Consider the following 22486-nt stretch of genomic DNA (forward strand, 5'->3'; position numbering starts at 1 on the left):
ACGCGCCTCCCCCGCCGGCCGCCCCGACCGTGCCGGCGTTCGTCAGCTTCGTCGCCCCGCCCGAGGCCGAGGCGCCGCCCGCTCCGCGCCGGCGCAGCCGCCGCCCGCTTGCCGAGTCGCCCGTGGTCGAGGAGCCCGACGTCGAGCCGGCCGAGGACCTCGACGAGGAGACTCCCGCACCCCGCTCGCGGCGCAGCCGCTCACGCCGCCGCGGCAGCGGCGACGAGATCGCCGAGACCGTCCAGGATGCCGACGCGGACATCGGCACCGACACCGACGAGGACGCCGAGGGTGAGGCCGGCGCCGAGGACCGCGACGACAGCGGGTCCGCGGGCACCCGGCGGCGCCGCCGGGGCCGGCGCGGCCGGGGCCGCGGCCGCAGTGGCGAGGATTCCGCCGAGGCCGAGGACGAGGACTCCCCGGACGAGGAGGCCGGCGCCGAGGCCGAGGACGAGGAGTCCGACGAGGAGACCGACACCGACAGCGGTGAGGACACCGCCGAGGGCGACGAGGACGAGGGCGGCTCGAGCACCCGCCGCCGGCGCCGCCGGCGCCGCCGCGGGGGGAACGGCGACAGCGGCGAGTCCGCCGCCGAGTCCGACGACGACCGCCCCGAGCGGGCCGGCCGCAACGGCCGCACCACCAGCGACGACGACGTCAAGGGCGTCACCGGCTCCACCCGGCTGGAGGCCAAGCGGCAGCGCCGCCGGGACGGGCGGGACAGCGGCCGTCGCCGGGCGCCGATCCTCACCGAGTCCGAGTTCCTGGCCCGCCGCGAGGCGGTCGACCGGAAGATGGTCATCCGGCAGCGCGGCGAGCGGACGCAGATCGCCGTCCTCGAGGACGACGTGCTCGTCGAGCACTACGTGACCCAGGCGCAGGCGACGTCCTTCGCCGGCAACGTCTACCTCGGCCGGGTGCAGAACGTGCTGCCCAGCATGGAGGCGGCGTTCGTCGACATCGGCAAGGGGCGCAACGCCGTCCTGTACGCCGGTGAGGTCAACTGGGACGCTGCGGGCCTGTCGGGTAAGCAGCGCTCCATCGAGCAGGCGATGAAGTCCGGCGACAAGGTGCTGGTCCAGGTCACCAAGGACCCGATCGGCCACAAGGGCGCCCGGCTGACCCAGCAGATCAACCTGCCCGGCCGCTTCCTGGTCTACGTGCCCGGTGGCTCGATGACCGGGATCAGCCGCAAGCTGCCCGACACCGAGCGTCAGCGGCTCAAGGACGTCCTCAAGAAGATCGTCCCCGAGGACGCCGGCGTCATCATCCGCACCGCCGCCGAGGGTGCCTCGGAGGAGGAGCTGACCCGCGACGTCGTCCGGCTGCAGGCCCAGTGGGACGTCATCCACAAGAAGTCGGAGTCCGCGTCGAACGCGCCGACGCTGCTCTACGGCGAGCCCGACCTGGCCATCCGGGTCATCCGCGACGTCTTCAACGAGGACTTCAAGGAGCTCGTGGTCCAGGGCGACGACGCCTGGGACACCGTCGAGGCCTACGTCGCGCACGTCTCCCCGGAGCTGGTCGGCCGGCTGACCCGCTCCACCGGCGAGGGCGACGTCTTCCGCGACCTGCGCGTCGACGAGCAGCTGGCCAAGGCGCTCGACCGCAAGGTGTGGCTGCCCTCGGGCGGCTCGCTGGTCATCGACCGCACCGAGGCGATGACCGTCGTCGACGTCAACACCGGCAAGTTCACCGGCTCCGGCGGCAACCTCGAGCAGACGGTCACCCGCAACAACATGGAGGCGGCCGAGGAGATCGTCCGCCAGCTCCGGCTGCGTGACATCGGCGGCATCATCGTCATCGACTTCATCGACATGGTGCTCGAGAGCAACCGCGACCTGGTGCTGCGCAGGCTCACCGAGTGCCTGGGCCGCGACCGCACCAAGCACCAGGTCGCCGAGGTCACCTCGCTGGGCCTGGTGCAGATGACCCGCAAGCGGGTCGGCCAGGGCCTGCTCGAGGTCTTCTCCGAGCCGTGCGAGCACTGCCGCGGCCGGGGCGTGCTCGTGCACGTCGACCCGGTGGACGAGAAGCGCCGCAGTGGCGGGGCGAACTCCGGAGGGGGCAATGGCCGGCGCGAGCAGCAGCGCGGCGATCGCGGCGGCAAGGACGCCGGCCAGAAGGTCGAGGCCCGGGAGGACGCCGAACCGCGGGAGACCGTCGCGGTCGGCGCGGAGGCCCCCGGCCCGAACGGGGCGGACGGCGAAGGTCAGCGCTCCGGTGGCCGGCGCAACCGCGGCCGCCGCAACCGCAGCCAGTCCGGCGAGGAGCGCGTCGCCGAGGACGCGGCGGTGCTCGCCGGGACGCGGGACGACGAGGCCGGGAACGAGACCGTGGCCGAGGTGGCCGCCCGCCAGTGGCCCCGTCCCGGCGGCACTCCTGCAGAGTCCCGGCGCGAGCCTGCGAGCGTTGGAGGGCAGGGGGGTCCTTCTGCCGAGCTTCGACCGGCCTCCCTGCAGGGTCCCGCCGCGAGCCTGCGAGCGTTGGGGGGCAGGGGGGTCCTCCAAGGGCAGGACGGGGTCCTTTCTCAGCCCGACGCGGTGACCCCGGAGCCGGCGCCCGAGCCGGCCGCAGCCGACCCGGCTCCCCAGGTCCCGGCTCCCGAGGCCCTGGCTCCCGAGCCCCCGGCTCCCGAGGCTCCGGCCTCGGGGGTGCCGACGGTGCAGGACACGGCGGCTGCCGACGACGAGGCGGTGCCCGCCGGTGCCGGCCCGGACGACCCCGGTCCCATGGACCCCGGATCGGAGGACGGGGCGCCGGCGGACGGTGCGCCGTCCGGCCAGGAGCAGGGCCAGGCCGGGGAGGCCCAGCCGCCGGTGGCCGACGACGGGAGCGGGACCGCCACCCCCGTCACCCGCCCGCGCCGCCGCCGGGCCGCCAGCCGGCCGGCCGGTCCGCCCGCCTCCTAGTGAAGGACCCCCTGCCCCCCACCGCGGTGGGGGCAGGGGTCCTTCCCCCGTTCGGCCGCTCGGGTACGCTGGTCGGGTTGCACCGCCCCGGCGGGGCACCATCCGGTGCCGCCTGGGAGGCGGGCAGCCCGTCCAGCACCCGGCGCCCGATGTCCGGGCGCACGCAGGACACGACAGAAGCGATCGAGGAGTCAGTGGTGTACGCAGTCGTGAAGGCCGGTGGCCGGCAGCACAAGGTGGCCGTGGGCGACCGGTTCACGGTCAACCGTCTCGCGGGTGAGGCGGGCGACTCCGTCACCCTCCCGGCCCTCCTCCTGGTCGACGGCGACACCGTCACCAGCGACGCGGAGACCCTGGCCGGCGTGACCGTGACCGGCGAGATCGTCGGCCACGGCAAGGGCCCGAAGATCCGTATCCACAAGTTCAAGAACAAGACCGGTTACCACAAGCGTCAGGGCCACCGTCAGCCGCTGACCGACGTGGTCGTCCGCGACATCACGAAGGGCTGACGCCGACATGGCACACAAGAAGGGCGCCTCATCCTCCCGCAACGGCCGCGACTCGAACGCGCAGCGCCTCGGTGTCAAGCGCTTCGGGGGCCAGGTGGTGAAGGCCGGCGAGATCATCGTGCGCCAGCGCGGTACCCACTTCCACCCGGGCCTGGGCGTCGGCCGCGGCGGCGACGACACGCTGTTCGCGCTGCAGCCCGGCGCGGTCACCTTCGGCACCCGACGGGGGCGCAAGACCGTCTCCATCACCGCCGTCGAGGCCTGAGCTTCCTGCGCCCACCTACCGGCCTACCCGACACGGCGGCCCCTCTGTAGGGCCCCGCCGCGAGCGTGCGAGCGGTGGGGGGCAGAGGGGTCCTTTCCATGGCCGCTTTCGTCGACCGCGTGGTCGTGCACGTCGCCGCCGGCAACGGCGGGCACGGGGTCGCGTCGATCCACCGGGAGAAGTTCAAGCCACTCGGCGGCCCCGACGGGGGCAACGGCGGCAACGGCGGGGACGTGGTCCTCGAGGTCGACCCGAGCGTGCACACGTTGCTGGACTTCCACCACCGCCCGCACCAGAAGGCCGGCAACGGCCGCCCCGGTGAGGGCAGCAACCGGCACGGCGCCCGCGGCGAGGACCGCGTGCTGCGGGTGCCGGCCGGCACCGTGGTGAGCACACCCGACGGCCGGGTGATCGCCGACCTCGTCGGCGCCGGCACTCGCGTCGTCCTGGCCTCCGGCGGAAAGGGCGGCCTCGGCAATGCCGCGCTGGCCAACGCCCGCCGCAAGGCCCCCGGCTTTGCGCTGCTCGGCGAGCCGGGTGAGGCGTTCGACGCCGTCATCGAGCTCAAGAGCATCGCCGACGTCGGCCTGGTCGGGTTCCCCTCGGCGGGCAAGTCCTCGCTGATCGCGGCCATGTCCGCCGCGCGCCCGAAGATCGCCGACTACCCGTTCACCACGCTGGTGCCCAACCTCGGCGTGGTCCGCGCCGGCGACACCGTCTTCACCATGGCCGACGTCCCCGGGCTCATCCCCGGCGCGTCCGAGGGCCGAGGCCTGGGCATGGAATTCCTCCGCCACATCGAGCGCTGCGCGATCCTGGTGCATGTCGTCGACATGGCGACGATGGAGCCCGGCCGCGACCCGGAGAGCGACATCGAGGCGCTGCAGCACGAGCTGGCGCAGTACCGGGCGGACCTCGTCGACCGGCTGCGGGTCGCCGTCCTCAACAAGATCGACGTGCCCGACGGGCGGGAGCTGGTCGACCTCGTCCGTGCCTCGTTGGAGGAGCGCGGCCTGCAGGTGTTCCCGGTCAGCGCGGCGACCGGGGAGGGGCTGCGCGAGCTCGGCTTCGCCCTGGCGCAGGCCGTCGAGGAGTACCGCGCCGCGCTGCCCGAGCCCGAGCCGGTGCGGGTCCGGCTCACCCCGCGGGCGGTGGACGACGGCGGCTTCACCGTCGAGCGCGACCCCGAGGACGACGGCGCGTTCGTCGTCCTCGGCACCAAACCCGAGCGCTGGGTGCGCCAGACCGACTTCACCAACGACGAGGCCGTCGGCTTCCTCGCCGACCGGCTCAACCGGCTCGGGGTCGAGGACGCCCTCGCCGAGGCCGGCGCGCAGGAGGGCGACGCGGTCACCATCGGCGAGGTCACCTTCGACTTCGTGCCGACGCTGCCGGCCGGCACGCTCAGCATCGAGGAGACTGCCGGCCTCGGCGGGCGGGGCACCGACTCGCGCATCGACGCCCCGCACCGGGTGCGCGCCGAGGAGCGGTTGGCCGCCAAGCGGGCCCGCCGGGTGCCCTACGAGCTCACCGAGACGTGGACGGACGAGGACCTCCCCGACGGGGACGACGAGACATGAGCCTGCGGACGGAGATCGCCGGTGCCCGGCGGGTCGTGGTCAAGGTCGGCTCGTCGTCGCTGACCACCCTGCCCGGCGGCCTGGACGAGCAGCGGCTGGCGGCGCTGGTCGACGTCCTCGGCGCGGTGCACGCGCAGGGCCGCGAGGTCGTGCTGGTCTCGTCCGGGGCGATCGCCGCCGGCCTGGCCCCGCTCGGCGTGCCCGGCCGCCCGCGGGACCTCGCCACCGCCCAGGCCGCGGCGAGCGTCGGCCAGCTGCGGCTGGTGCAGACCTACGCCGACGCCTTCGCGCGGCACGAGGTGACCGTCGGCCAGGTGCTGCTGACCGCCGACGACCTCACCCGGCGCAGCCACTACCGCAATGCGCAGCGCACCCTGGAGCGGCTGCTCACCCTCGGCGTGCTGCCCATCGTGAACGAGAACGACACGGTCGCCACCGAGGAGATCCGCTTCGGCGACAACGATCGGCTGGCCGCACTGGTCGCGCACGTCGCCCGGGCCGACGCACTGCTGCTGCTCTCCGACGTGGACGGCGTCTACGACGGCGACCCGCGCAAGGGGCCGGCCCAGCTCCTGGACACCGTGCGCGACCCCGCGGACCTGGGTGCGGTCGCCCTGGGTACCGCCCGGCGCAACGGCGTGGGCACCGGCGGGATGGCGACCAAGGTCGAGGCCGCGCTGATCGCGTCGAACGCCGGCGTCCCCGTCGTCGTCACCTCCGCGCAGCAGGCCGCCGCCGCGCTGGCCGGCGAGCCGGTCGGCACCCGGTTCGCCGTCATGGGGCCCCGGCCGCGCGCCCGGCAGTTCTGGCTGCGCTTCGCCACCCGCCCGCGCGGCCGGCTGGTCCTCGACGAGGGCGCCGTGCAGGCGGTGCGCGAGCGGCACGCCTCGCTGCTGCCGGCCGGCATCACCGACGTGGTGGGGGAGTTCCTCGCCGACGACCCGGTCGAGCTGGTCGACCCGGACGGCATCGTGGTCGCCCGTGGCCTGGTCGCCTACGACGCGCGGGAGCTTCCGCCCCTGCTGGGCCGCAGGACCAGCGAGCTCGACCCGGAGTACCAGCGGGAGATCGTGCACCGCGACGAGATGGTGCTGGTCCGGCGCCCGTCCCTGGGTTGAGAGACTGCCTGGCGTGACGATCCGCCCCATCCGTGAGCTCGGTGACCCGGTCCTCCGCACCCCCGCCGACGAGGTGACGAGCTTCGACAAGGAGCTCGCCGCGCTGGTCCGCGACCTGGAGGACACGGTGGTCGACCCTGGCCGGGCCGGCGTGGCCGCGCCGCAGATCGGCGTCGGGCTGCGGGCGTTCTCCTACAACGTCGACGGCGTCATCGGGCACATGGTCAACCCGCGCATCGTCGAGCTGTCCGAGGAGACCCAGGGCGGCGACGAGGGCTGCCTGTCCATCCCCGGCATCTGGGCGCCCACGGTGCGGGCGATGCACGCCGTCGTCGAGGGCTTCGACGTGCACGGCGAGCCGCTGCGGCTGGAGGGCACCGGCCTGATGGCCCGCGCCCTGCAGCACGAGGTCGACCACCTCGACGGCACGGTCTTCCTCGACCGGCTGACCGGCGAGGCCCGCAAGGCCGCGCTCCGGGCGCTGCGCGACCGCGGCTGACCCGGCCGGCGCCGACCGCGCCGGCCGGCGTGGCCGACCTCGCCGCCCGCGCCCGCACCTCGCAGACCTCCACACCGCCCCAGAGATCCTCGTCCTCGCCAACGTGTGGGACGTCGTCTCCGCGCCGGTTGTGGCCGCCGGCGTCGCACGGGTCTCCACCGGCCCGTCCACCCAGCGGGTCGCGCTGCCCGCGCTGCAGGACGCGGCCGCCGAGATGGTCCGCGGCGGGACGCTCCCGCGAGGCAGCCGCGCGCTCACCGAACCTCGTCGCGCGTGAACCTCGTCGCGCGAGTTGGCCAGGCTGACCTGGCCAACCTGGCTGATGGGTCGTATCGTGACGGCATGACCCACGTCAACGTGCAGGAGGCGAAGACGCGGCTGTCCCAGCTGCTCGCGGCCGCCGAGCGTGGCGAGGAGGTCGTGATAGCACGGGGCGGCCGGCCGGTGGTGCGCCTCGTACCGGTCGACGAGCCCGCCCTCCGCCCCGTCGGTTTCGTGGCGGGTTCGCTGACCGAGGCATTCTTCGAGCCGCTGCCGGACGACGAACTGACCCGGTGGGAGTGACCTCCCTGCTTCTCGACACCCACGCTCTGCTGTGGGTCCTGCTCGACCCCGAACGCATCCCGGCTGAGACCCTGGCGACCGTACGCGCACCGGAGACCACCGTGTTCGTCTCGGCAGCCAGCGCCTGGGAGATCGCCACGAAGCACCGATTGGGCAAGCTGCCGGGCGCGGCCGCGGTGGTGAGCGGCTACCGGGAATACCTCGTCCGGCTGCGCGCGGAGGAGCTGCCGATCACGGGGCACCACGCGCTCACGGCCGGCACCCTGCAGTGGTCCCACCGCGACCCGTTCGACCGGGTGATCGTCGCCCAGGCGGTGGTGGAGTCTCTCCCCGTCGTCACCAGTGATGCCGCGCTCGTGGAGTTCCCGGCGATCCGCACCGTGTGGTGAACGGCTGGAGCGCCCGCCGCGTCAGCGCGCTGTGCAGCAGGTCGCGCAGGTGCCGAAGACCTCCAACTGGTGCTGGACGTCGGCGAAGCCGTGCTCGGCGGCGATGCGGGTGGCCCAGCGCTCGACCGGCGGGTCGGCGACCTCCACCGTGCGACCGCACGAACGGCAGACCAGGTGGTGGTGGTGCACCGGGGAGCAGCGCCGGTAGACGGCCTCGCCCTCCGTGCCCCGAAGGACGTCGACCTGGCCGTCGTCCACCAGGGCCTGCAGGGCGCGGTACACCGTCGCCAGGCCCACCGCGTCGCCGCGCTCGCGCAGCAGCGCGTGCAGGTCCTGGGCGCTGCGGAAACCGTCGAGGTCGTTCAGCAGCGCCAGGACGGCGGTGCGCTGCCGAGTCGGCCGACGCGTCGGCCCGTCGACCTCCTGCTCGCTCACGGGCTCTCCTCGCCGGCGCCCACCGGCTGCCTCCACGGTGCCCTCCCCTCCGCGAACCTCCCTGCAATCACGATCGTCCCGCACCGCCGCCCGGTGGCGCGGGCACGGGGTGCTCACCGTGCTCGTCATAGTGCACGCCGTCGTTCGTCCGGTGTGCGGCGTGCCGGTGTCCGTCGTGGTCGTAGTCGACGTGGTCGCCGTGCGGGATCGGGGCGTGCCCGCACCCCTCGCCGTGCTCGTGCGGGTGGGCCGCGTGGACCGCGGCCCGGCGGCGGTGGCGCCGCCGGGCGGTGGCATCGCGCAGGGCCACCGCCGCGGTGACGGCCAGGAACAGGCCGATCGCCAGCACGACGATCGTCCCGCCGGAGGGCGTACCCACGTAGTACGACGCGGTCGTTCCCCCGACGCTGACCAGCAGGCCGATCGCGCAGGCCAGCTGGACGGCGCGGCGGAAGCTGCCGGCGAGCAGCTGGGCCACCGCGCTGGGCACGATCATGAGCGCGCTGATGAGCAGCAGTCCGACCACCCGCATGGAGAGCACCACCGTGGCGGCCACCAGGGTGGCGAGCACGGTGTTGAGGGCGAGCACCGGCAACCCTGCCGCTCGGGCGTACTCCTCGTCGTCGCTGACCGCGTACAGCCGCTGGCCGAGCAGCCACACCACGCCGAGGACGGCGACGGTGATCGCGGCGAACACGACGACGTCCCCGGCGCTGGTCGTGGTGATCGCGCCGAAGAGGTAGGCGTCCAGGTTGGTGGCCTGCCCCCGTGGAGCGAGGCTGAGGAGGACGACGCCCCCGGCGATCCCCCCGTAGAACAGCACGGCCAGTGCGACGTCCCCGCTGGTGCGGCCGCGGGCCCGGACGAGCTCGATGAGCACCGCGCCGAGCACGGCGGCCACCAGCGCCGTGCCCACGGGCGCGGTCGACGTCAGGACGCCGATGGCCACGCCGGTGAGCGCGACGTGCCCGAGGCCGTCCCCGAGCAGGGACAGCCGGCGCTGGACGAGGAAGACCCCCACGGCCGGCGCCACGAGGCCGACCATCAGCGAGGCCAGCAGGGCGCGCTGCATGAAGTCGTACTGGAGGATCTCCACCTCAGCGCCTCCCCTCCGGTGCCCGGTCCCCGCCGGTCACCCGCGGGTGGTCCAGCCGGTACCCGGGCCGCGGGCCCGCCGGCTCGCCGGGGTGGTGGTGACCACCGGGGTCGGCGAGCGACGCCCCGCCGGCGAGCGGCCCGTCGTAGCTGATCCGGCCGTGGTCCACCACCACCGCACGGTGCAGCACGCCGGCCAGCGGCCCGAGCTCGTGGGTCACGACCGCCAGTGTGGTCCCGGCGGCGGACACCCGGGCGAGGACCTCGGCCAGCGCCTCCTGGCTGGCCGCGTCGACGCCCGCGGTCGGCTCGTCCATGATCAACAGTTCCGGCTCGGCCGCCAGCGCCCGGGCCACCAGCACCCGGCGCTGCTGACCGCCGGACAGCGAGGCCACCGGGTCGTCGATCCGGTCGGTGAGCCCGACCGCCGCCACCGCCTCGGCGACCGCGGCCCGGTCGGCCGCGCCCAGCCGCCGGAACAGGCCCAGCCGCGCGAGCCGACCCACGCCGACCACTTCCCGCACGGTCGCCGGCACGGCCCCGCTCACGGTGTGGCGCTGGGGTACGTAGCCGACCCGGCCGCGCTCGCGCAGCCGGCCCACCGGAGCGCCGAGCACCCCCACCTCCCCGTCCAGCACCGTCGCGAGGCCGAGCAGCCCTCGGGCGAGCGTGGTCTTGCCGGAGCCGTTGGAGCCCAGCACCGCCACGGCCTCGCCGGAGCGGACGACCAGGTCGACGCCGGACACGACGGGGACGTCGCCGTACCCGATGCTCGCGCCACGGAGGCCGACCGCGACGTCGCGGTCGGCCTCCGCAGCGGAGTGGTTCACGCGCAGGACTGGCCCTCCTGCAGCGTCGCCAGGTTGGTCCGCATGACCTCGAGGTAGTCCTCGCCGGCCGACTCGTCGGTCAGGCCCTCGATCGGATCCAGGACGGCCGTCTGCACGCCGGCCTCGGCGGCGACGGTCTCGGCGACGGCCGGGTCGACGAGGGTCTCGGTGTAGACGGTGGTGACCCCGCGCTCCTGGACGAGGGAGGCGATTTCGGCCATCTGCGCCGGTTCCGGCTCCTGGGAGGGACTGAGTCCGCTGATGCCGACCACCTCGAAACCGTAGCGGTCGGCGAGGTAGCCGAAGGCGTCGTGGCCGGTGACCAGGGTGTCGACGGCGCAGTCGGCGAGCCCGGCCTGCATCTCGGCGTCCAGTGCCTCCAGGTCGGCGCGCAGCTCGGCAGCGTTCTGCTCGTAGGTCGCCGCGCCCTCGGGATCGAGCTCGGCCAGCCGCGCGGCCAGCGCGTCGCCGACCGCCGCCAGCCGGGTGGGATCGAGCCAGAAGTGCGGGTCGACCGACTCCTCGCCGGCGTGGGCCTCCTCTTCGGCGTGCGCCTCCTCCCCTTCGTGGGCGTGGTCCTCCGCGGCCAGCGTCAGATCTGCGGCCTGGCCGGCGTCCCATGCGGCATCCCCGGCCTCGGACTCCGCGGCCTCGTCGATCGCGGGTTGGAAGCCCTCGAGGTACACGAGCAGGTCGACCTCGGAGATCGCTGCCACGTCCTGCGGGGCCAGTTCGAGGTCGTGGGCCTCGGCGCCGGGAGGGGTCAGCGAGGAGACCTCCACGCGGTCGCCGCCGACCCGCTCGGCCGCCCACTCCAGCGGGTAGAACCCGGCGACCACGGTCGGTCCGCCCTGCTCGCCTGCCTGTCCGGCCTGCCCGGTGTCGCCGTCGCTGCCGCAGGCGGTCAGGACGAGGACGGCGGCCGCCGACACCGCGGTCGTTCCCCAACGGGGCGCGTTCCTGTTCATGACAATCATTCTCGCATGGATGGCTCCGCGGTGGGGACGCGGCGCCCCGGAGCTGCAGGGCCGCGCGCGTACCCTCGCGGGCGTGTCCGACGTCTCCGGCCTCCCGCTGATCGGGGCCGCGGCGCTGCGTGCCCGCGCCGCCGCCCGCGTGCTGCGCACGCTGTCCACCGACACCAAGGACGGCGCACTGCGCGCCATGGCCGACGCGCTGGTCGAGCGCGCCGACGAAGTCCTCGCCGCCAACGCCGCCGACGTCGAGGCGGCCGCCGCCGACGGCACCCCGGCCGCGATCCTCGACCGGCTGCGGCTGGACACCGGGCGCATCGCCGGCGTGGCCGACGCGCTGCGCCAGCTGGTCGCGCTGCCCGACCCGGTCGGCGACGTCGTCCGCGGGTCGACGCTGCGGGGCGGGCTGCAGCTGCGCCAGGTGCGGGTGCCGCTCGGGGTGGTCGGCATCGTCTACGAGGCCCGGCCCAACGTGACCGTCGACGCCGCCGGCCTGTGCCTGAAGAGCGGCAACGCCGCCCTGTTGCGCGGCTCGGCCTCGGCGTTCGGCACCAACACCGCGCTGGTCGCCGTGCTCACCGAGGCGGCGTCGAAGGCGGGGCTGCCCGAGGGGTCGATCGAGCTGCTGCCGGCCGACCGCGCCTCGGTGGGCGAGCTGCTGAACGCCCGCGGGGTCGTCGACGTCGTCATCCCGCGCGGCGGGGCGTCGCTCATCCAGCGGGTGGTGCGCGAGGCCCGGGTGCCGGTCATCGAGACCGGCGAGGGCAACTGCCACGTCTACGTCGACGCCTCGGCCGACCCCGCGACCGCCGAGGCGATCGTCCTCAACGCGAAGACCTCCCGGGTGAGCGTCTGCAACTCCGCGGAGACGCTGCTGGTGCACCGCGACGTCCCGTTCCTGTCGCGGCTGCTCGCCGCGCTGGTGGACGCCGGGGTGACCCTGCACGGCGACGACGCGGCCCGGGCTGCCCACGGAGCCGTCGTCCCGGCGACCCACGAGGACTGGGCGACCGAGTACCTGTCGATGGACATGGCGGTGCGCGTCGTCGACGACCTGCCGCAGGCGCTGGACCACATCGAGCGGTGGGGGAGCGGGCACTCGGAGGCGATCGTCGCCGACTCGGCGCGCGCCATCGCCGACTTCACCGCCGGGGTGGACGCCGCCGCGGTGCTGGTCAACGCCTCGACCCGGTTCACCGACGGCGGCGAGTTCGGCTTCGGCGCCGAGATCGGCATCTCCACGCAGAAGCTGCACGCCCGCGGGCCACTGGGCCTGCCGGAGCTGACCTCCACCACCTACGTCGTCACCGGCAGCGGCCACACCCGCTGAGACCCCCATCCGGCCCGCCCCACCGCCCAGCGAGGAGCCGCATGCCCCGCCCGCCGTCCCAGTCCCCGCAGTTCTCCTCGGTCTCCGACGTCGGGAAGCGACTGGCGGCGGCCGGCTACCTGCCCGACGCGCAGATCGCGACGACGGTCTTCCTCGCCGACCGGCTGGGCAAGCCCCTGCTGGTCGAGGGGCCGGCCGGCACCGGCAAGACCGAGCTGGCCAAGGCACTGGCGACGTCCACCGGGTCAGAGCTGATCCGGCTGCAGTGCTACGAGGGTCTCGACGAGGCGCGGGCGCTCTACGAGTGGAACTACAAGAAGCAGCTGCTGCGCATCCAGGCCGCCCAGGGGGACGGCGGCGCCGACTGGGGCACCGTGCACGACGACATCTTCGGTGAAGAGTTCCTGCTCTCCCGGCCGCTGCTCACCGCGATCCGCCGCACCGAGCCGACCGTGCTGCTCGTCGACGAGACCGACAAGGCCGACGTCGAGGTCGAGGGCCTGCTGCTGGAGGTGCTCAGCGACTTCCAGGTCACCATCCCGGAGCTGGGCACGGTCACCGCGGCGCGCCGGCCGATAGTGGTGCTGACCTCCAACGCCACCCGCGAGCTGTCCGAGGCCCTCAAGCGGCGCTGCCTGTACCTGGCGCTGGACTACCCGTCGGCCGAGCGGGAGCGGGAGATCGTGCTCTCCCGGGTGCCCGACCTCGCCCCCGGCCTCGCCGAGCAGCTGGTGCGCACCATCCGGGCGCTGCGGGCGCTGGAGCTGAAGAAGTCGCCGTCGATCTCCGAGACCCTCGACTGGGCGCAGACGCTGCTGGAGCTGGGCCTGGACACCCTGGACGAGACGGCGGTCCGCTCGACGCTGGGCGTGGTGCTCAAGCACGCCAGCGACCAGGAGCGGGCCGCGGCCGAGCTGCGGCTGAACTGATGTCGACCCCGGCCACCGCTACCGGCGGGCTCGCGGGCCACCTCGACGGGTTCGTCCGCGCGATCCGCGAGGCCGGCATCCCGGTCGGCATCAGCCAGGCCGTGGACGCCGCCGAGATCCTCACCGTGGTCGACCTGCTCGACCGGGAACAGCTGCGCCACGGCCTGGCCGCGGTGCTGCTGCAGCGGGCAGCGCAGCGGCCGGCCTACGACGTGCTGTTCGACCTGTGGTGGCCGTTGGGCGACCGGCCGCTCGCCTCGGCGGACGACTCCGAGCCCGCGGGGGAGGCGGGGGAGTCGACCCTCGACGTGCCCGACGGCACCGACCTGACCGAGCTGATGCGCGAGGAGCTGGCCCGGCTGCTGCTCGACGGCGACGAGGAGGCGCTGCGCCGCTTCGCGCGGGAGGCCGTCGACCAGCTCGGCCGGGCGGTGCCGTCGCCGTCGGGCCAGTCGTTCTTCAGCTACCGGGTGATGCGGGCGCTCTCGCCGGACACCCTCGTCGCGCGGCTGCTCGCCGGCCTGCTCGGCGATGCCGAACGCGGCGGGCTGGCCGAGCAGGTGGCCCGCCAGGCGGTGCGCGAGCGGCTGGCCGCGTTCCGGGCCGCGGTGGAGGCCGAGGTCCGGCGGCGGACGGCGGCCGAGCGCGGGCGGGACCGGGTCGCGAAGAACGCCGTCCGACCGCTGGCCGACCAGGTCGACTTCCTCCGCGCCCAGTCCGCCGACCTCGCCGAGCTGCGCCGGACCGTGGCCCCGCTGGCCCGGCGGCTGGCGGTGCGGCTGTCGGCGCGGCGGCAGATGGGCCGGGAGGGCCGGCTGGACTTCCGCAAGACCGTCCGCGCGTCGCTGGGCACCGGTGGCGTGCCGGTGGTCACCCACCACCGGCCGCGGAAGGTGCACAAGCCGGAGCTGGTGGTGCTCTGCGACGTCAGCGGGTCCGTCGCCGGGTTCAGCCACTTCACGCTGATGCTGACCCAGGCGCTGCGCGAGCACTTCTCCGGCGTCCGCGCGTTCGCCTTCGTCGACTCGACCGACGAGGTGACCCGCTTCTTCCGTCCCGGTGCGGACGTCGCCGACGCGGTCGCGCGGATCGGCCGGGAAGCCGACGTCGTCGGCTTCGACGGGCACAGCGACTACGGGACGGCGTTCGAGGTCTTCGCCGACCGGTGGGCCTCCGCGGTGGGCCCCAAGACGTCGCTGCTCGTGCTGGGCGACGGGCGCACCAACTACCGGCCCCCGGGCCTGCCGGTGGTGGCCGGCCTGGTCCGCCGGGCCCGCTCGGCGCACTGGCTCAACCCCGAGCCGCGGCGACTGTGGGGGAGCGGGGACTCGGCCGCCGACCGCTACGGCGAGGTGATCGACATGGTCGAGTGCCGCAACGTCGCCCAGCTCGCGGACTTCGTCACCACACTCTGACGTCGCCTCGTCGCCTCGTCGCCTCGTCGACGTGTCGACCGTGTCCGTGACCCGCCCCGGCCCCCGGTCGTCGGGCACTGCGGATGCCGGGGCCGTTCCGGCGCCGGCCGCGACCGGCAGCAGGGGAGCCGCTCGTGCCGGTCCCGGTCCGGTCTTCCCCGACCGGCCGGGGGACGCCCCGTGCCCACCGTCCGGGGCCGGTCCTCGCGGGCCGGTCCCGGACGCCCCCGGTTAGGCTCGATCGGTGGCAGGTCGGCGGGTCGGGGTGATGGGCGGGACGTTCGATCCCATCCATCACGGGCACCTCGTGGCGGCGAGCGAGGTGGCGGTCCTCTTCGGCCTGGACGAGGTCGTCTTCGTGCCCACCGGTCAGCCGTGGCAGAAGAGCGACCGCGACGTGGCGCCGGCAGAGGACCGGTACCTGATGACCGTCATCGCCACCGCCTCCAACCCGCGGTTCTCGGTGAGCCGGGTCGACGTCGACCGCGGCGGGCCGACCTACACGATCGACACGCTCGGCGACCTGCAGCGGCAGCGGCCCGACGACGAGCTGTTCTTCATCACCGGCGCCGACGCGCTCTCCCAGATCCTCAGCTGGCGGGACAGCGACCGCTGCTTCGCCCTGGCGCACTTCATCGGCGTGACGCGGCCCGGCTTCGACCTGGGCGCTGCCCACCTGCCGGAGGGCGCGGTCAGCCTGGTCGAGGTGCCGGCGCTGGCCATCAGCTCCAGCGACTGCCGGGAACGGGTGGGCCGAGGCATGCCGGTCTGGTACCTGGTGCCCGACGGCGTCGTGCAGTACATCGAGAAGCGTGGGCTGTACCGCTCGTCCGGCGGGGCCCGCAGCGTTCTGCCTCGTGGCCGCACCGCGCCGTCGGAGGAACGACCCACCTACGACCGGCCGCCCGCGACGGCTTCCCACACCGAGGGTCCGCCTCCCGAACCGTCGTCCCCACATCTCCAGGAGGTACCCCGATGACCGCCTCGTCCGAGGCCCGGGAGACCGCGCTGCTGGCGGCCCAGGCCGCCGCCGACAAGCTGGCGACCGACGTCGCCATCGTCGACGTGAGCGAGCGGCTGGCCATCACCGACGCCTTCGTGCTCGCCTCGGCGCCGAACGAGCGCCAGGTGCAGGCGATCGTCGACGAGGTGGAGGAGCGCCTCCGGCAGCACGGGGTCAAGCCGGTGCGCCGCGAGGGCGTGGCCGAGGCACGGTGGGTGCTGCTCGACTTCGTCGACGTCGTCGTCCACGTGCAGCACGCCGAGGAGCGCGCCTACTACGCCCTCGAGCGGCTGTGGAAGGACTGCCCGACCATCCCGTTCGTCGACCGCGCCGCGCCGTCCGACGGCGCGGGTACCGAGGATGCCGTCCCTGGCGGCCGCGCGACGCTCTCGGCGGACGACGTCGACCCCGCCAGTGCCGACCCCACGCCGCTGGCGCCCGAGCCGGCGGACGACGCTCCGGGCAGCAGTGCCCCGCTGCAGGGAGACGGCCCGCCGGAGGGAGGCGGCCCGGTGACCGGGGACGGCCCGGTGACCGGCGACGGTGCCTTCCGGCCGGAGGCGACCGGCAGGTGAGCGATGATCCGCCGCTGCCGGTGCCCCGTCTGGTCCTCTGGCGGCACGGACGCACCGAGTGGAACGCCGCGGGGCGGTTCCAGGGGCAGCTGGACCCGCCGCTGGACGACGAGGGACGCCGTCAGGCGGTGCGGGCCGCCCGCCACCTCGCCGGCCCCCTGCCCGGGGGCACCGTCGTGGTGACCAGCGACCTCAGCCGCGCGGCGGAGACCGCGGTGGCTCTCACCGACGTCCTCGGGGCGCCGCTGCGGCTGGATCCCCGGCTGCGCGAGGTCGGCATGGGCTCCTGGGAGGGGCTGACCCGGCAGGAGGTCGCCGAGCGCCTCCCGGAGCAGTACGCCGACTGGCTGGCCGGCCGGCCCGTCCGGGGACGCGGCGGGGAGGACCCGGCAGAGGTGCCGGCCCGGGCGCTGGCCGCTCTGCGGGAGCTCCCCGAGGCACCGGCGGCCGTCGTCGTCACCCACGGCGGGACCTCCGCGCGGCTGCTGGAGACCCTGCTGGGTCTGGGGCCGGAGCACCGCCGGGTGTTCGGCCCCCTCGCCAACTGCGCGTGGAGCGAGCTGGCGATGCAGAACGGCCGCTGGCGGCTGCTGCGGCACAACACCTCGGCCCCCGGTCTGCCCGACGGCCCGGTGCCGCAGCGGGAGGTCCGCCGTCCGGACGCCGGGGCCAGCCCGGAGGAGGGCGCCCCCGCCCAGGACGCCGACGCGCTGTGACCCCGGTCGCACCGGGCTCCGCCGTGCCCCACCCCGGCCGGGCGCCGGAGGCCGCGGGCGGGTCCAGCCGGGTGTCCGTCGCCGTGGTCACCGATTCCTCGGCGTACCTGCCTGCCCGGCTGCTGGAGCAGTACGCGGTCGAGGTCGTCCCGCTGTACGTGGTCATGGCCGGCCACTCGGGGCGGGAGGGGGACGACATCGGGCCGGCCGACGTGGCCCGGGCCCTCGGCGTCCGCGGGCAGCGCGTCTCCACGTCCCGGCCGACGCCCGGGGACTTCGTCGCCGCCTACCGGCGGCGGCTGGCGGCCGGGGTCGAGCGCATCGTCTCGGTGCACCTCTCCGCCGACCTCTCCGGGACGGTCGACGCGGCCCGACTCGCCGCCGCCCAGGTCGGCGAGCACCTGGTGACGGTCGTCGACTCCCGGTCGGCGGCGATGGGCAACGGGTTCGCCGTGCTGGCCGCCGCCCGGGCGGCCGCGCGGGGGGAGGGGCCGACCGCGGTGGCCGGCACCGCCCGCGACACGGCGGCGGCGACCCGCACGCTCTTCGTGGTGGAGACCCTCGAGCACCTGCGCCGGGGCGGCCGCATCGGGCCCGCCGCGTCGATGATCGGCACCGCCCTGGCGGTCAAGCCGGTCCTGCACGTGTCCGACGGCCGGGTGGTGCCGCTGGAGAAGGTGCGCACGTCGGCCCGGGCTCTGGCCCGCCTGGTCCAGCGGGGGGTGGAGGCCGCCGACGGCGGCCCGGTGATGATCGCCGTCCACCACCTGGCCGCGCCGGAGCGGGCCGAGCGGCTGGCCGCCGAGCTCGAGGAGCAGGTGGCCGGCCTCCGGGAGCTCTACGTCAGCGAGCTGGGTGCGGCGGTCGGCGCGCACGTGGGCCCGGGCGCCGTGGGCCTCGTCGTGGCACCGGCCGGGTCGCTCCCCGCGCCGGCACCCGCACGGCAGCAGGACCCGCAGGAGGCGCAGGACCGGTAACGGGCGTGTGCGGGGCACCGGTGCAGCCTGCCCCGTCCGGCCCGCGCGAGGGCTCCGGCGTCCACAGCGGCGACGGCTGTCCACAGTCGGACGGCGACCCACCCGACGGGGTCCGGTGCTCCCTAGCGTCCCGCGGGTGCGCCTTCCCTCCCGCCGCAGCGACGACGCCGACCTGATCAGGGAGCGGCTGCGTGCCCTGCTGCACGAGAGCCGCCCCGCGGGCTGGGTGCCGGAGGAGGAACCGGACGACCGGTGGCCGGAGGAGGACGCCCCGGGCGCGGAGCTGCCGTCCGGCATCGGGCGCCACCGCGCCCCGGGCCGCGCCGTGCGGGTGGACCCGGGGCGCCGCGGCGCGTGGTCGCTGTGGGTCGTCGGCCTGCTCGCCGGGCTGCTGGTGGTCGGCGGCACCTGGCTCGGCCGTCCGCAGGTCGAGCCGGCCCCGACCGAGCCGGCCCCGACCGAGCCGGCCCCGACCGAGCCGGCCCCGGTCGAGCCGCCGGCTGCGGAGAGCGCCGCCGCCACGCCGTCCGTGGGGGTCGCGGCCGACGCCGCCTCCACGGTGGTCGTCTCGGTGGTCGGGCTGGTCGCGCGCCCCGGGCTGGTCACCCTGCCCGAGGGCTCGCGGGTGGCCGATGCGGTGGCGGCCGCCGGTGGCCTGCTGCCGGACGCCGACCCCGCCGCGGTCAATCTCGCCGCGGTCGTCTCCGACGGGCAACAGGTCGCTGTCGGCGTCCCGGGGGCAGCTCCCGCCGGCGGGGCCGGCGGCGGTGCGACCGGCTCGTCCGGCTCCGGCCCGGTGGACCTCAACGCGGCCACCGCCGCCCACCTGGACGCCCTGCCGGGAATCGGCCCGGTGCTCGCCCAGCGGATCGTCGAGCACCGCGAGCGCAACGGGCCGTTCCGGACCGTCGAGCAGCTCGACGACGTGCCCGGCATCGGCCCGGCCACCTACGCCGAGCTCGCCGAGCTGGTGACCGTGTGAGCGAGCTCACCGGCCGGCACAGCAGCGCCGCGAACGCGGCCGACGAGCGCCGGCGAGGAGGACTCGTGAGCGAGCTTGCGAGCTTGCCGGCCGACACAGCAGCGCCGCGAACGCGGCCGGCGAACCCCGGTGACGAGGACTCGTGAGCGTCGCCCCGCCGCGGTGGACCTGGGTGGACCTGCGGCTGGCGCCCGCCACCGCGGCGGTGTGGGGCGGCACCCTCCTGGCCCCGCTCCTGCCGGTCCCGGTGCTGGCCGTCGCGGTGCCACTCGCCCTGGCGGCGGCGGTCTGGGTGTCCCGGCGCGGCCGGTCGGCCGTGGCCGTTGTGCTCCTGGGCGTTCTCGCAGCGGTCGCGGTCACCGCGGCCACGGCCGCGGTGCGGGCGGTGGCGCGGGAGTCGTCCCCCTTGGCGGAGGTCGCACAGGAAGGGCGGACGGTCCTGCTGGAACTGCGCCTGGCCGGGGACCCGACCGCGGTGCGCGGGGTGGGCCCGCAGCGGGTCGTCGCGGAGGCCACGGTCACCGGGCTCGAGCACGGCGAGACGCGCACCCGGCTGGACGACGCCGTGGTGCTCTTCGCGCCCGCGGAGCACTGGCTCGAGCTGCTGCCGGGTCAGGTGGTGCGCGTCCGGGCGGCGGTCTCCCCGGCTGAGGTCGACGAGGGGCTGGTGGCCCGCGTGTCGGTGCGCGGACCGCCGGAGCTGCTGGGGGATCCGCCGTGGGTCCAGCGGGCCACCGGCGGCCTGCGGGACGGGTTGCGCGACGCCGCAGTCCGGGTGCTCGGTCCCCAGGCGGGCGGGCTGCTGCCGGGGCTGGTGGTGGGCGATACGCGGGCCATGGACCCGGTGCTCGTCGAGGACTTCCGGCGGGCGGGGCTGGCCCACCTGACCGCCGTCTCCGGGGCCAACGTGGCGATCGTGCTCGCCGGGGTCCTGGCGCCGCTGCGGCGCCGGGCGGTCGACCGGCGGGTGCAGGCGCTCGTCGCGCTGGTGGCCCTGGCCGCTTTCGTCGTGCTGGCCCGGCCCAGCGCCAGCGTGGTACGGGCGGCGGCCATGGGTGCGGTGACCCTGCTCGCGCTGGCCACCGGCCGGTCCCGCGCCGCGCTGCCGGCACTGGGCGGCGCCGTCGTCGTCCTGCTCCTGCTCGACCCCGCGCTGGCCCGGGACGCCGGCTTCGCGCTCTCCGTCGCGGCCACCGCGGCGATCGTGCTCCTGGCACCCGGTTGGTCCCGCCGGCTGCGCGAGCGCGGCTGGCCGCTCCCGCTGGCCGACGCCGTCGCGGTCGCGGCGGCCGCGGGTCTCGCCACCGCACCACTGGTCGCCGGGCTGTCCGGCCTGGTCAGCCCGGTGTCGTTCCCGGCCAACCTGCTCGCCGCACCGGCGGTCGCCCCGGCCACCGTGCTGGGGCTGCTGGCCGCGATCAGTGCCGCGGTGGTCCCGCCGCTGGGCGACGCGCTGGTCTGGCTGGCCGGGTGGCCGGTCCGGTGGCTCGTGGTCGTCGCCCAGCGCGCCGCGGCGCTCCCCGACGGCGCCACCGGGTGGCCGGCCGGCACCCGTGGCGCGGTGCTGTTGACGGTGCTGCTCCTGGTCGCGGGCTGGCTGCTGTGGCGCTTCCCGCGGGCCCGGCCACTGGCGCTGGCTGCGCTCGTCGGTGTCGTCGTGCTGGGCTGGCCGCTGCGGCAGGTCACCCGTGGTTGGCCGCCGGAGCGGGCCGTCATCGTCGCCTGCGACGTCGGCCAGGGCGACGCCCTGGTGCTCCCGGTGGGCGGCGACGCGGGCGTGCTGGTCGACGCCGGGCCCGACGTCGGCGCGGTCGACGCGTGCCTGAATCGCCTCGGCATCAACGAGCTGCCGCTGGTGCTGCTCTCGCACCTCGACGCCGACCACGTCGGCGGGCTCGCCGGTGCCCTGGCCGGCCGGGCGGTCGGCACGATCGCCACCGGCACCCTGTCACCCGCCGACCACCGCACGACCGACCTGGAGCGCGTCGTGCACCGGGCCGCAGCCGAACACCGCGTTCTCGCGCCCGGCGACGAGCTGACCGTCGGCGGTGTCGACGTCGAGGTACTCGCACCGCGGCCGGAGCGGGCGACCGCCTCCGCCGAGCCGAACGACCTGTCCCTGGTCGCCCGGGTCACCGTGCGCGAGGTGCGCGTGCTGCTCACCGGCGACCTCGGCGCCGAGGCCGAGGCCCGTCTCGTGCGGGACGGCACCGACCTGCGCGCCGACGTGCTTAAGGTCCCCCACCACGGCAGCGGCGACTTCGACGAGGGCTTTCTGACCGCGACCGGTGCCCGGGTCGCACTGGTCTCGGTGGGCGCGGACAACACCTACGGCCACCCGGCGCCGAACCTGGTCGCGGCCTTGCACCGGGCAGGCATGCGGGTGCATCGCACCGACCGCGAGGGGGACCTCGCCGTGGTGGGCGAGAAGGGCGCCTGGGGCGTGGCGGGCTCCGCTCCCTGATTGCGGGCGCAGGGCCCTCGCGCGTCCGGGGACCGTCGCACCCTGGCGTGGCCGGGGACCGTCGCACCCCGGGGGACGATGACGGCGTGCCGCCAAGCCCGTGGAGCCCCACCTTCCGGTTGCAGGCCGCGGTCCTTGGTGAGGATGCCGGCGCCGGCGCCGGCGCCGTCGTAGCTCTTGTCGGCCAGCGTCGGTAGTCCGAGCAGGGCGGCTGCGGCGTAGAGCGCGCCGAGGAAGCCGGTGGCGCGTGCGGCGGCCAGATCGTGGGTCGAGCCAGGCTCGACCTCGGAGACGGCGGCCGGGAATCCCTCGGGATCGCAGACGACCTGCACGTTGCCGCCGAGGGCGCCGTGCTTGCCGAAGTACCACAGGTCGTGGCCGGTGTCGGGATTCTTGACCCGGCAGCGGTCGGTCTCGATCAGCGTGCCGTCAAGGGTGACGTGGCTCCAGCCGGCGGCCTTGCCTTGCTCGAGCACCTCGTGCAGGTCGGGAGCCTGCGCGGCGAGCACGCCGATGCCTTCGTGCAGATAGCGGTCGGCGGTGGCGATCGAGACCTGGGTATCGGCGGCGGGCAACTTCATGTCGGCCTCCTCGCGGAACCAGCGCAGCGCCAGGATCGCCTGGTCACGACAGGAGGCGGCGCGGGCGCCGACCCCGGTGCCCCGACGCAGCTGCTCAGCGACCAGCAGGTTGGTCAGCAGCGTGGCGGTGTCTTCGGGCTTCGCCGACCCCCACGCCCTGATCGCCCTGGCCATGCTCACCCTGGGCGGCGGTCGCCCGGAACTTCCCGGCCGATGATCATGAAACCATCCACGCAAGCGTCAGAAGAGCCAGTTTTCGGCCGCCGTTGACATGGGGACGGGGCGGCCAGCCGGATAGCAGGGTCAGTCAGTCCTGCCGGGGTCGTCCAGCGCGTCGTTCCCCT

The 22486-nt window shown here is 75.4% G+C and carries 22 protein-coding genes and 1 pseudogene; 18 read left to right on the plus strand and 5 right to left on the minus strand.

All coding sequences use genetic code 11. The features are described from left to right. The 9 genes from E4P41_RS08845 to E4P41_RS08880 all read left to right on the plus strand — a co-directional run. On the plus strand, nucleotides 1–2912 hold a 2912-nt coding region (locus E4P41_RS08845; RefSeq protein ID WP_135140664.1), incomplete at its 5' end, for an Rne/Rng family ribonuclease. Nucleotides 2913–3109: 197 nt separating this feature from the next. Next, the gene (rplU, locus tag E4P41_RS08850) at nucleotides 3110–3421 is read left to right on the plus strand and encodes a 50S ribosomal protein L21 (protein ID WP_135140666.1); all 312 of its coding nucleotides are present in this window, start codon (nucleotides 3110–3112) and stop codon (nucleotides 3419–3421) included. A gap of 7 nt (nucleotides 3422–3428) precedes the next feature. Then, the gene (rpmA, locus tag E4P41_RS08855) at nucleotides 3429–3686 is read left to right on the plus strand and encodes a 50S ribosomal protein L27 (RefSeq protein WP_135140668.1); all 258 of its coding nucleotides are present in this window, start codon (nucleotides 3429–3431) and stop codon (nucleotides 3684–3686) included. A gap of 98 nt (nucleotides 3687–3784) precedes the next feature. Then, nucleotides 3785–5266 (plus strand): GTPase ObgE, encoded by a 1482-nt coding sequence (obgE, locus tag E4P41_RS08860; RefSeq protein WP_135140670.1) that lies wholly within the window; start codon nucleotides 3785–3787, stop codon nucleotides 5264–5266. Next, nucleotides 5263–6384, plus strand: coding sequence for a glutamate 5-kinase (gene proB / locus E4P41_RS08865; protein ID WP_209307613.1), 1122 nt, complete (start codon nucleotides 5263–5265; stop codon nucleotides 6382–6384). Before obgE ends, proB begins: the two co-directional genes overlap by 4 nt. A gap of 13 nt (nucleotides 6385–6397) precedes the next feature. Further along, nucleotides 6398–6883 (plus strand): peptide deformylase, encoded by a 486-nt coding sequence (def, locus tag E4P41_RS08870; protein WP_135140672.1) that lies wholly within the window; start codon nucleotides 6398–6400, stop codon nucleotides 6881–6883. 103 nt (nucleotides 6884–6986) lie between these two features. Then, a complete protein-coding gene (locus E4P41_RS22020) occupies nucleotides 6987–7160 on the plus strand; it encodes a hypothetical protein (protein ID WP_167760992.1) in 174 nt (57 codons plus the stop codon). 65 nt (nucleotides 7161–7225) lie between these two features. Beyond that, nucleotides 7226–7447, plus strand: coding sequence for a type II toxin-antitoxin system prevent-host-death family antitoxin (locus tag E4P41_RS08875; RefSeq protein ID WP_135140674.1), 222 nt, complete (start codon nucleotides 7226–7228; stop codon nucleotides 7445–7447). Continuing rightward, nucleotides 7444–7836 carry a type II toxin-antitoxin system VapC family toxin gene (locus tag E4P41_RS08880; protein ID WP_135140676.1) on the plus strand — a complete coding sequence of 131 codons (393 nt, stop codon included), beginning with the start codon at nucleotides 7444–7446 and terminating at the stop codon, nucleotides 7834–7836. Before E4P41_RS08875 ends, E4P41_RS08880 begins: the two co-directional genes overlap by 4 nt. A 21-nt stretch (nucleotides 7837–7857) precedes the next feature. On the opposite strand, the gene E4P41_RS08885 is transcribed toward E4P41_RS08880, so the two are convergent. From E4P41_RS08885 to E4P41_RS08900, 4 genes are all read right to left on the minus strand, one after another. Beyond that, nucleotides 7858–8271 (minus strand): Fur family transcriptional regulator, encoded by a 414-nt coding sequence (locus E4P41_RS08885; protein WP_135140677.1) that lies wholly within the window; start codon nucleotides 8269–8271, stop codon nucleotides 7858–7860. A gap of 67 nt (nucleotides 8272–8338) precedes the next feature. Beyond that, the gene (locus tag E4P41_RS08890) at nucleotides 8339–9367 is read right to left on the minus strand and encodes a metal ABC transporter permease (protein WP_135140680.1); all 1029 of its coding nucleotides are present in this window, start codon (nucleotides 9365–9367) and stop codon (nucleotides 8339–8341) included. 1 nt (nucleotide 9368) lies between these two features. After that, nucleotides 9369–10196, minus strand: coding sequence for an ATP-binding cassette domain-containing protein (locus E4P41_RS08895; protein ID WP_135140682.1), 828 nt, complete (start codon nucleotides 10194–10196; stop codon nucleotides 9369–9371). Further along, a complete protein-coding gene (locus E4P41_RS08900; protein WP_135140684.1) occupies nucleotides 10193–11164 on the minus strand; it encodes a metal ABC transporter substrate-binding protein in 972 nt (323 codons plus the stop codon). The genes E4P41_RS08895 and E4P41_RS08900 overlap by 4 nt, the downstream gene beginning before the upstream one ends. Nucleotides 11165–11246: 82 nt before the next feature. Between E4P41_RS08900 and E4P41_RS08905 the strand changes: the two genes are divergently transcribed. From E4P41_RS08905 to E4P41_RS08945, 9 genes are all read left to right on the plus strand, one after another. After that, on the plus strand, nucleotides 11247–12500 hold the full coding sequence (locus E4P41_RS08905; protein WP_135140687.1) for a glutamate-5-semialdehyde dehydrogenase: 1254 nt from the start codon (nucleotides 11247–11249) through the stop codon (nucleotides 12498–12500). 41 nt (nucleotides 12501–12541) lie between these two features. Then, nucleotides 12542–13429, plus strand: a complete 888-nt coding sequence (locus tag E4P41_RS08910) for a MoxR family ATPase (RefSeq protein ID WP_135140689.1) — start codon at nucleotides 12542–12544, stop codon at nucleotides 13427–13429. Further along, nucleotides 13429–14844, plus strand: a complete 1416-nt coding sequence (locus E4P41_RS08915) for a VWA domain-containing protein (RefSeq protein WP_135140690.1) — start codon at nucleotides 13429–13431, stop codon at nucleotides 14842–14844. The genes E4P41_RS08910 and E4P41_RS08915 overlap by 1 nt, the downstream gene beginning before the upstream one ends. Before the next feature lie 244 nt (nucleotides 14845–15088). After that, on the plus strand, nucleotides 15089–15823 hold the full coding sequence (gene nadD, locus E4P41_RS08920) for a nicotinate-nucleotide adenylyltransferase (protein WP_245177206.1): 735 nt from the start codon (nucleotides 15089–15091) through the stop codon (nucleotides 15821–15823). Then, on the plus strand, nucleotides 15820–16422 hold the full coding sequence (gene rsfS, locus E4P41_RS23100; protein WP_245177207.1) for a ribosome silencing factor: 603 nt from the start codon (nucleotides 15820–15822) through the stop codon (nucleotides 16420–16422). Before nadD ends, rsfS begins: the two co-directional genes overlap by 4 nt. Then, complete coding sequence (locus E4P41_RS08930) at nucleotides 16419–17138, plus strand: histidine phosphatase family protein (protein ID WP_135140693.1); 720 nt, start codon at nucleotides 16419–16421, stop codon at nucleotides 17136–17138. Before rsfS ends, E4P41_RS08930 begins: the two co-directional genes overlap by 4 nt. Then, nucleotides 17135–18115, plus strand: coding sequence for a DegV family protein (locus E4P41_RS08935; protein WP_245177208.1), 981 nt, complete (start codon nucleotides 17135–17137; stop codon nucleotides 18113–18115). The genes E4P41_RS08930 and E4P41_RS08935 overlap by 4 nt, the downstream gene beginning before the upstream one ends. Nucleotides 18116–18251: 136 nt before the next feature. Beyond that, nucleotides 18252–19097 (plus strand): ComEA family DNA-binding protein, encoded by an 846-nt coding sequence (locus tag E4P41_RS08940; protein ID WP_135140695.1) that lies wholly within the window; start codon nucleotides 18252–18254, stop codon nucleotides 19095–19097. Nucleotides 19098–19239: 142 nt separating this feature from the next. Beyond that, a complete protein-coding gene (locus E4P41_RS08945) occupies nucleotides 19240–21561 on the plus strand; it encodes a ComEC/Rec2 family competence protein (RefSeq protein WP_135140697.1) in 2322 nt (773 codons plus the stop codon). 152 nt (nucleotides 21562–21713) lie between these two features. Here E4P41_RS08945 and E4P41_RS08950 read toward each other — a convergent pair. After that, a pseudogene (locus E4P41_RS08950) lies at nucleotides 21714–22262 on the minus strand (transposase family protein); the annotation flags it as partial. Between the last annotated feature and the right edge of the window lie 224 nt (nucleotides 22263–22486).

Source organism: Geodermatophilus sp. DF01-2, from assembly GCF_004571065.1.
Taxonomy (GTDB): Bacteria; Actinomycetota; Actinomycetes; order Mycobacteriales; family Geodermatophilaceae; genus Geodermatophilus.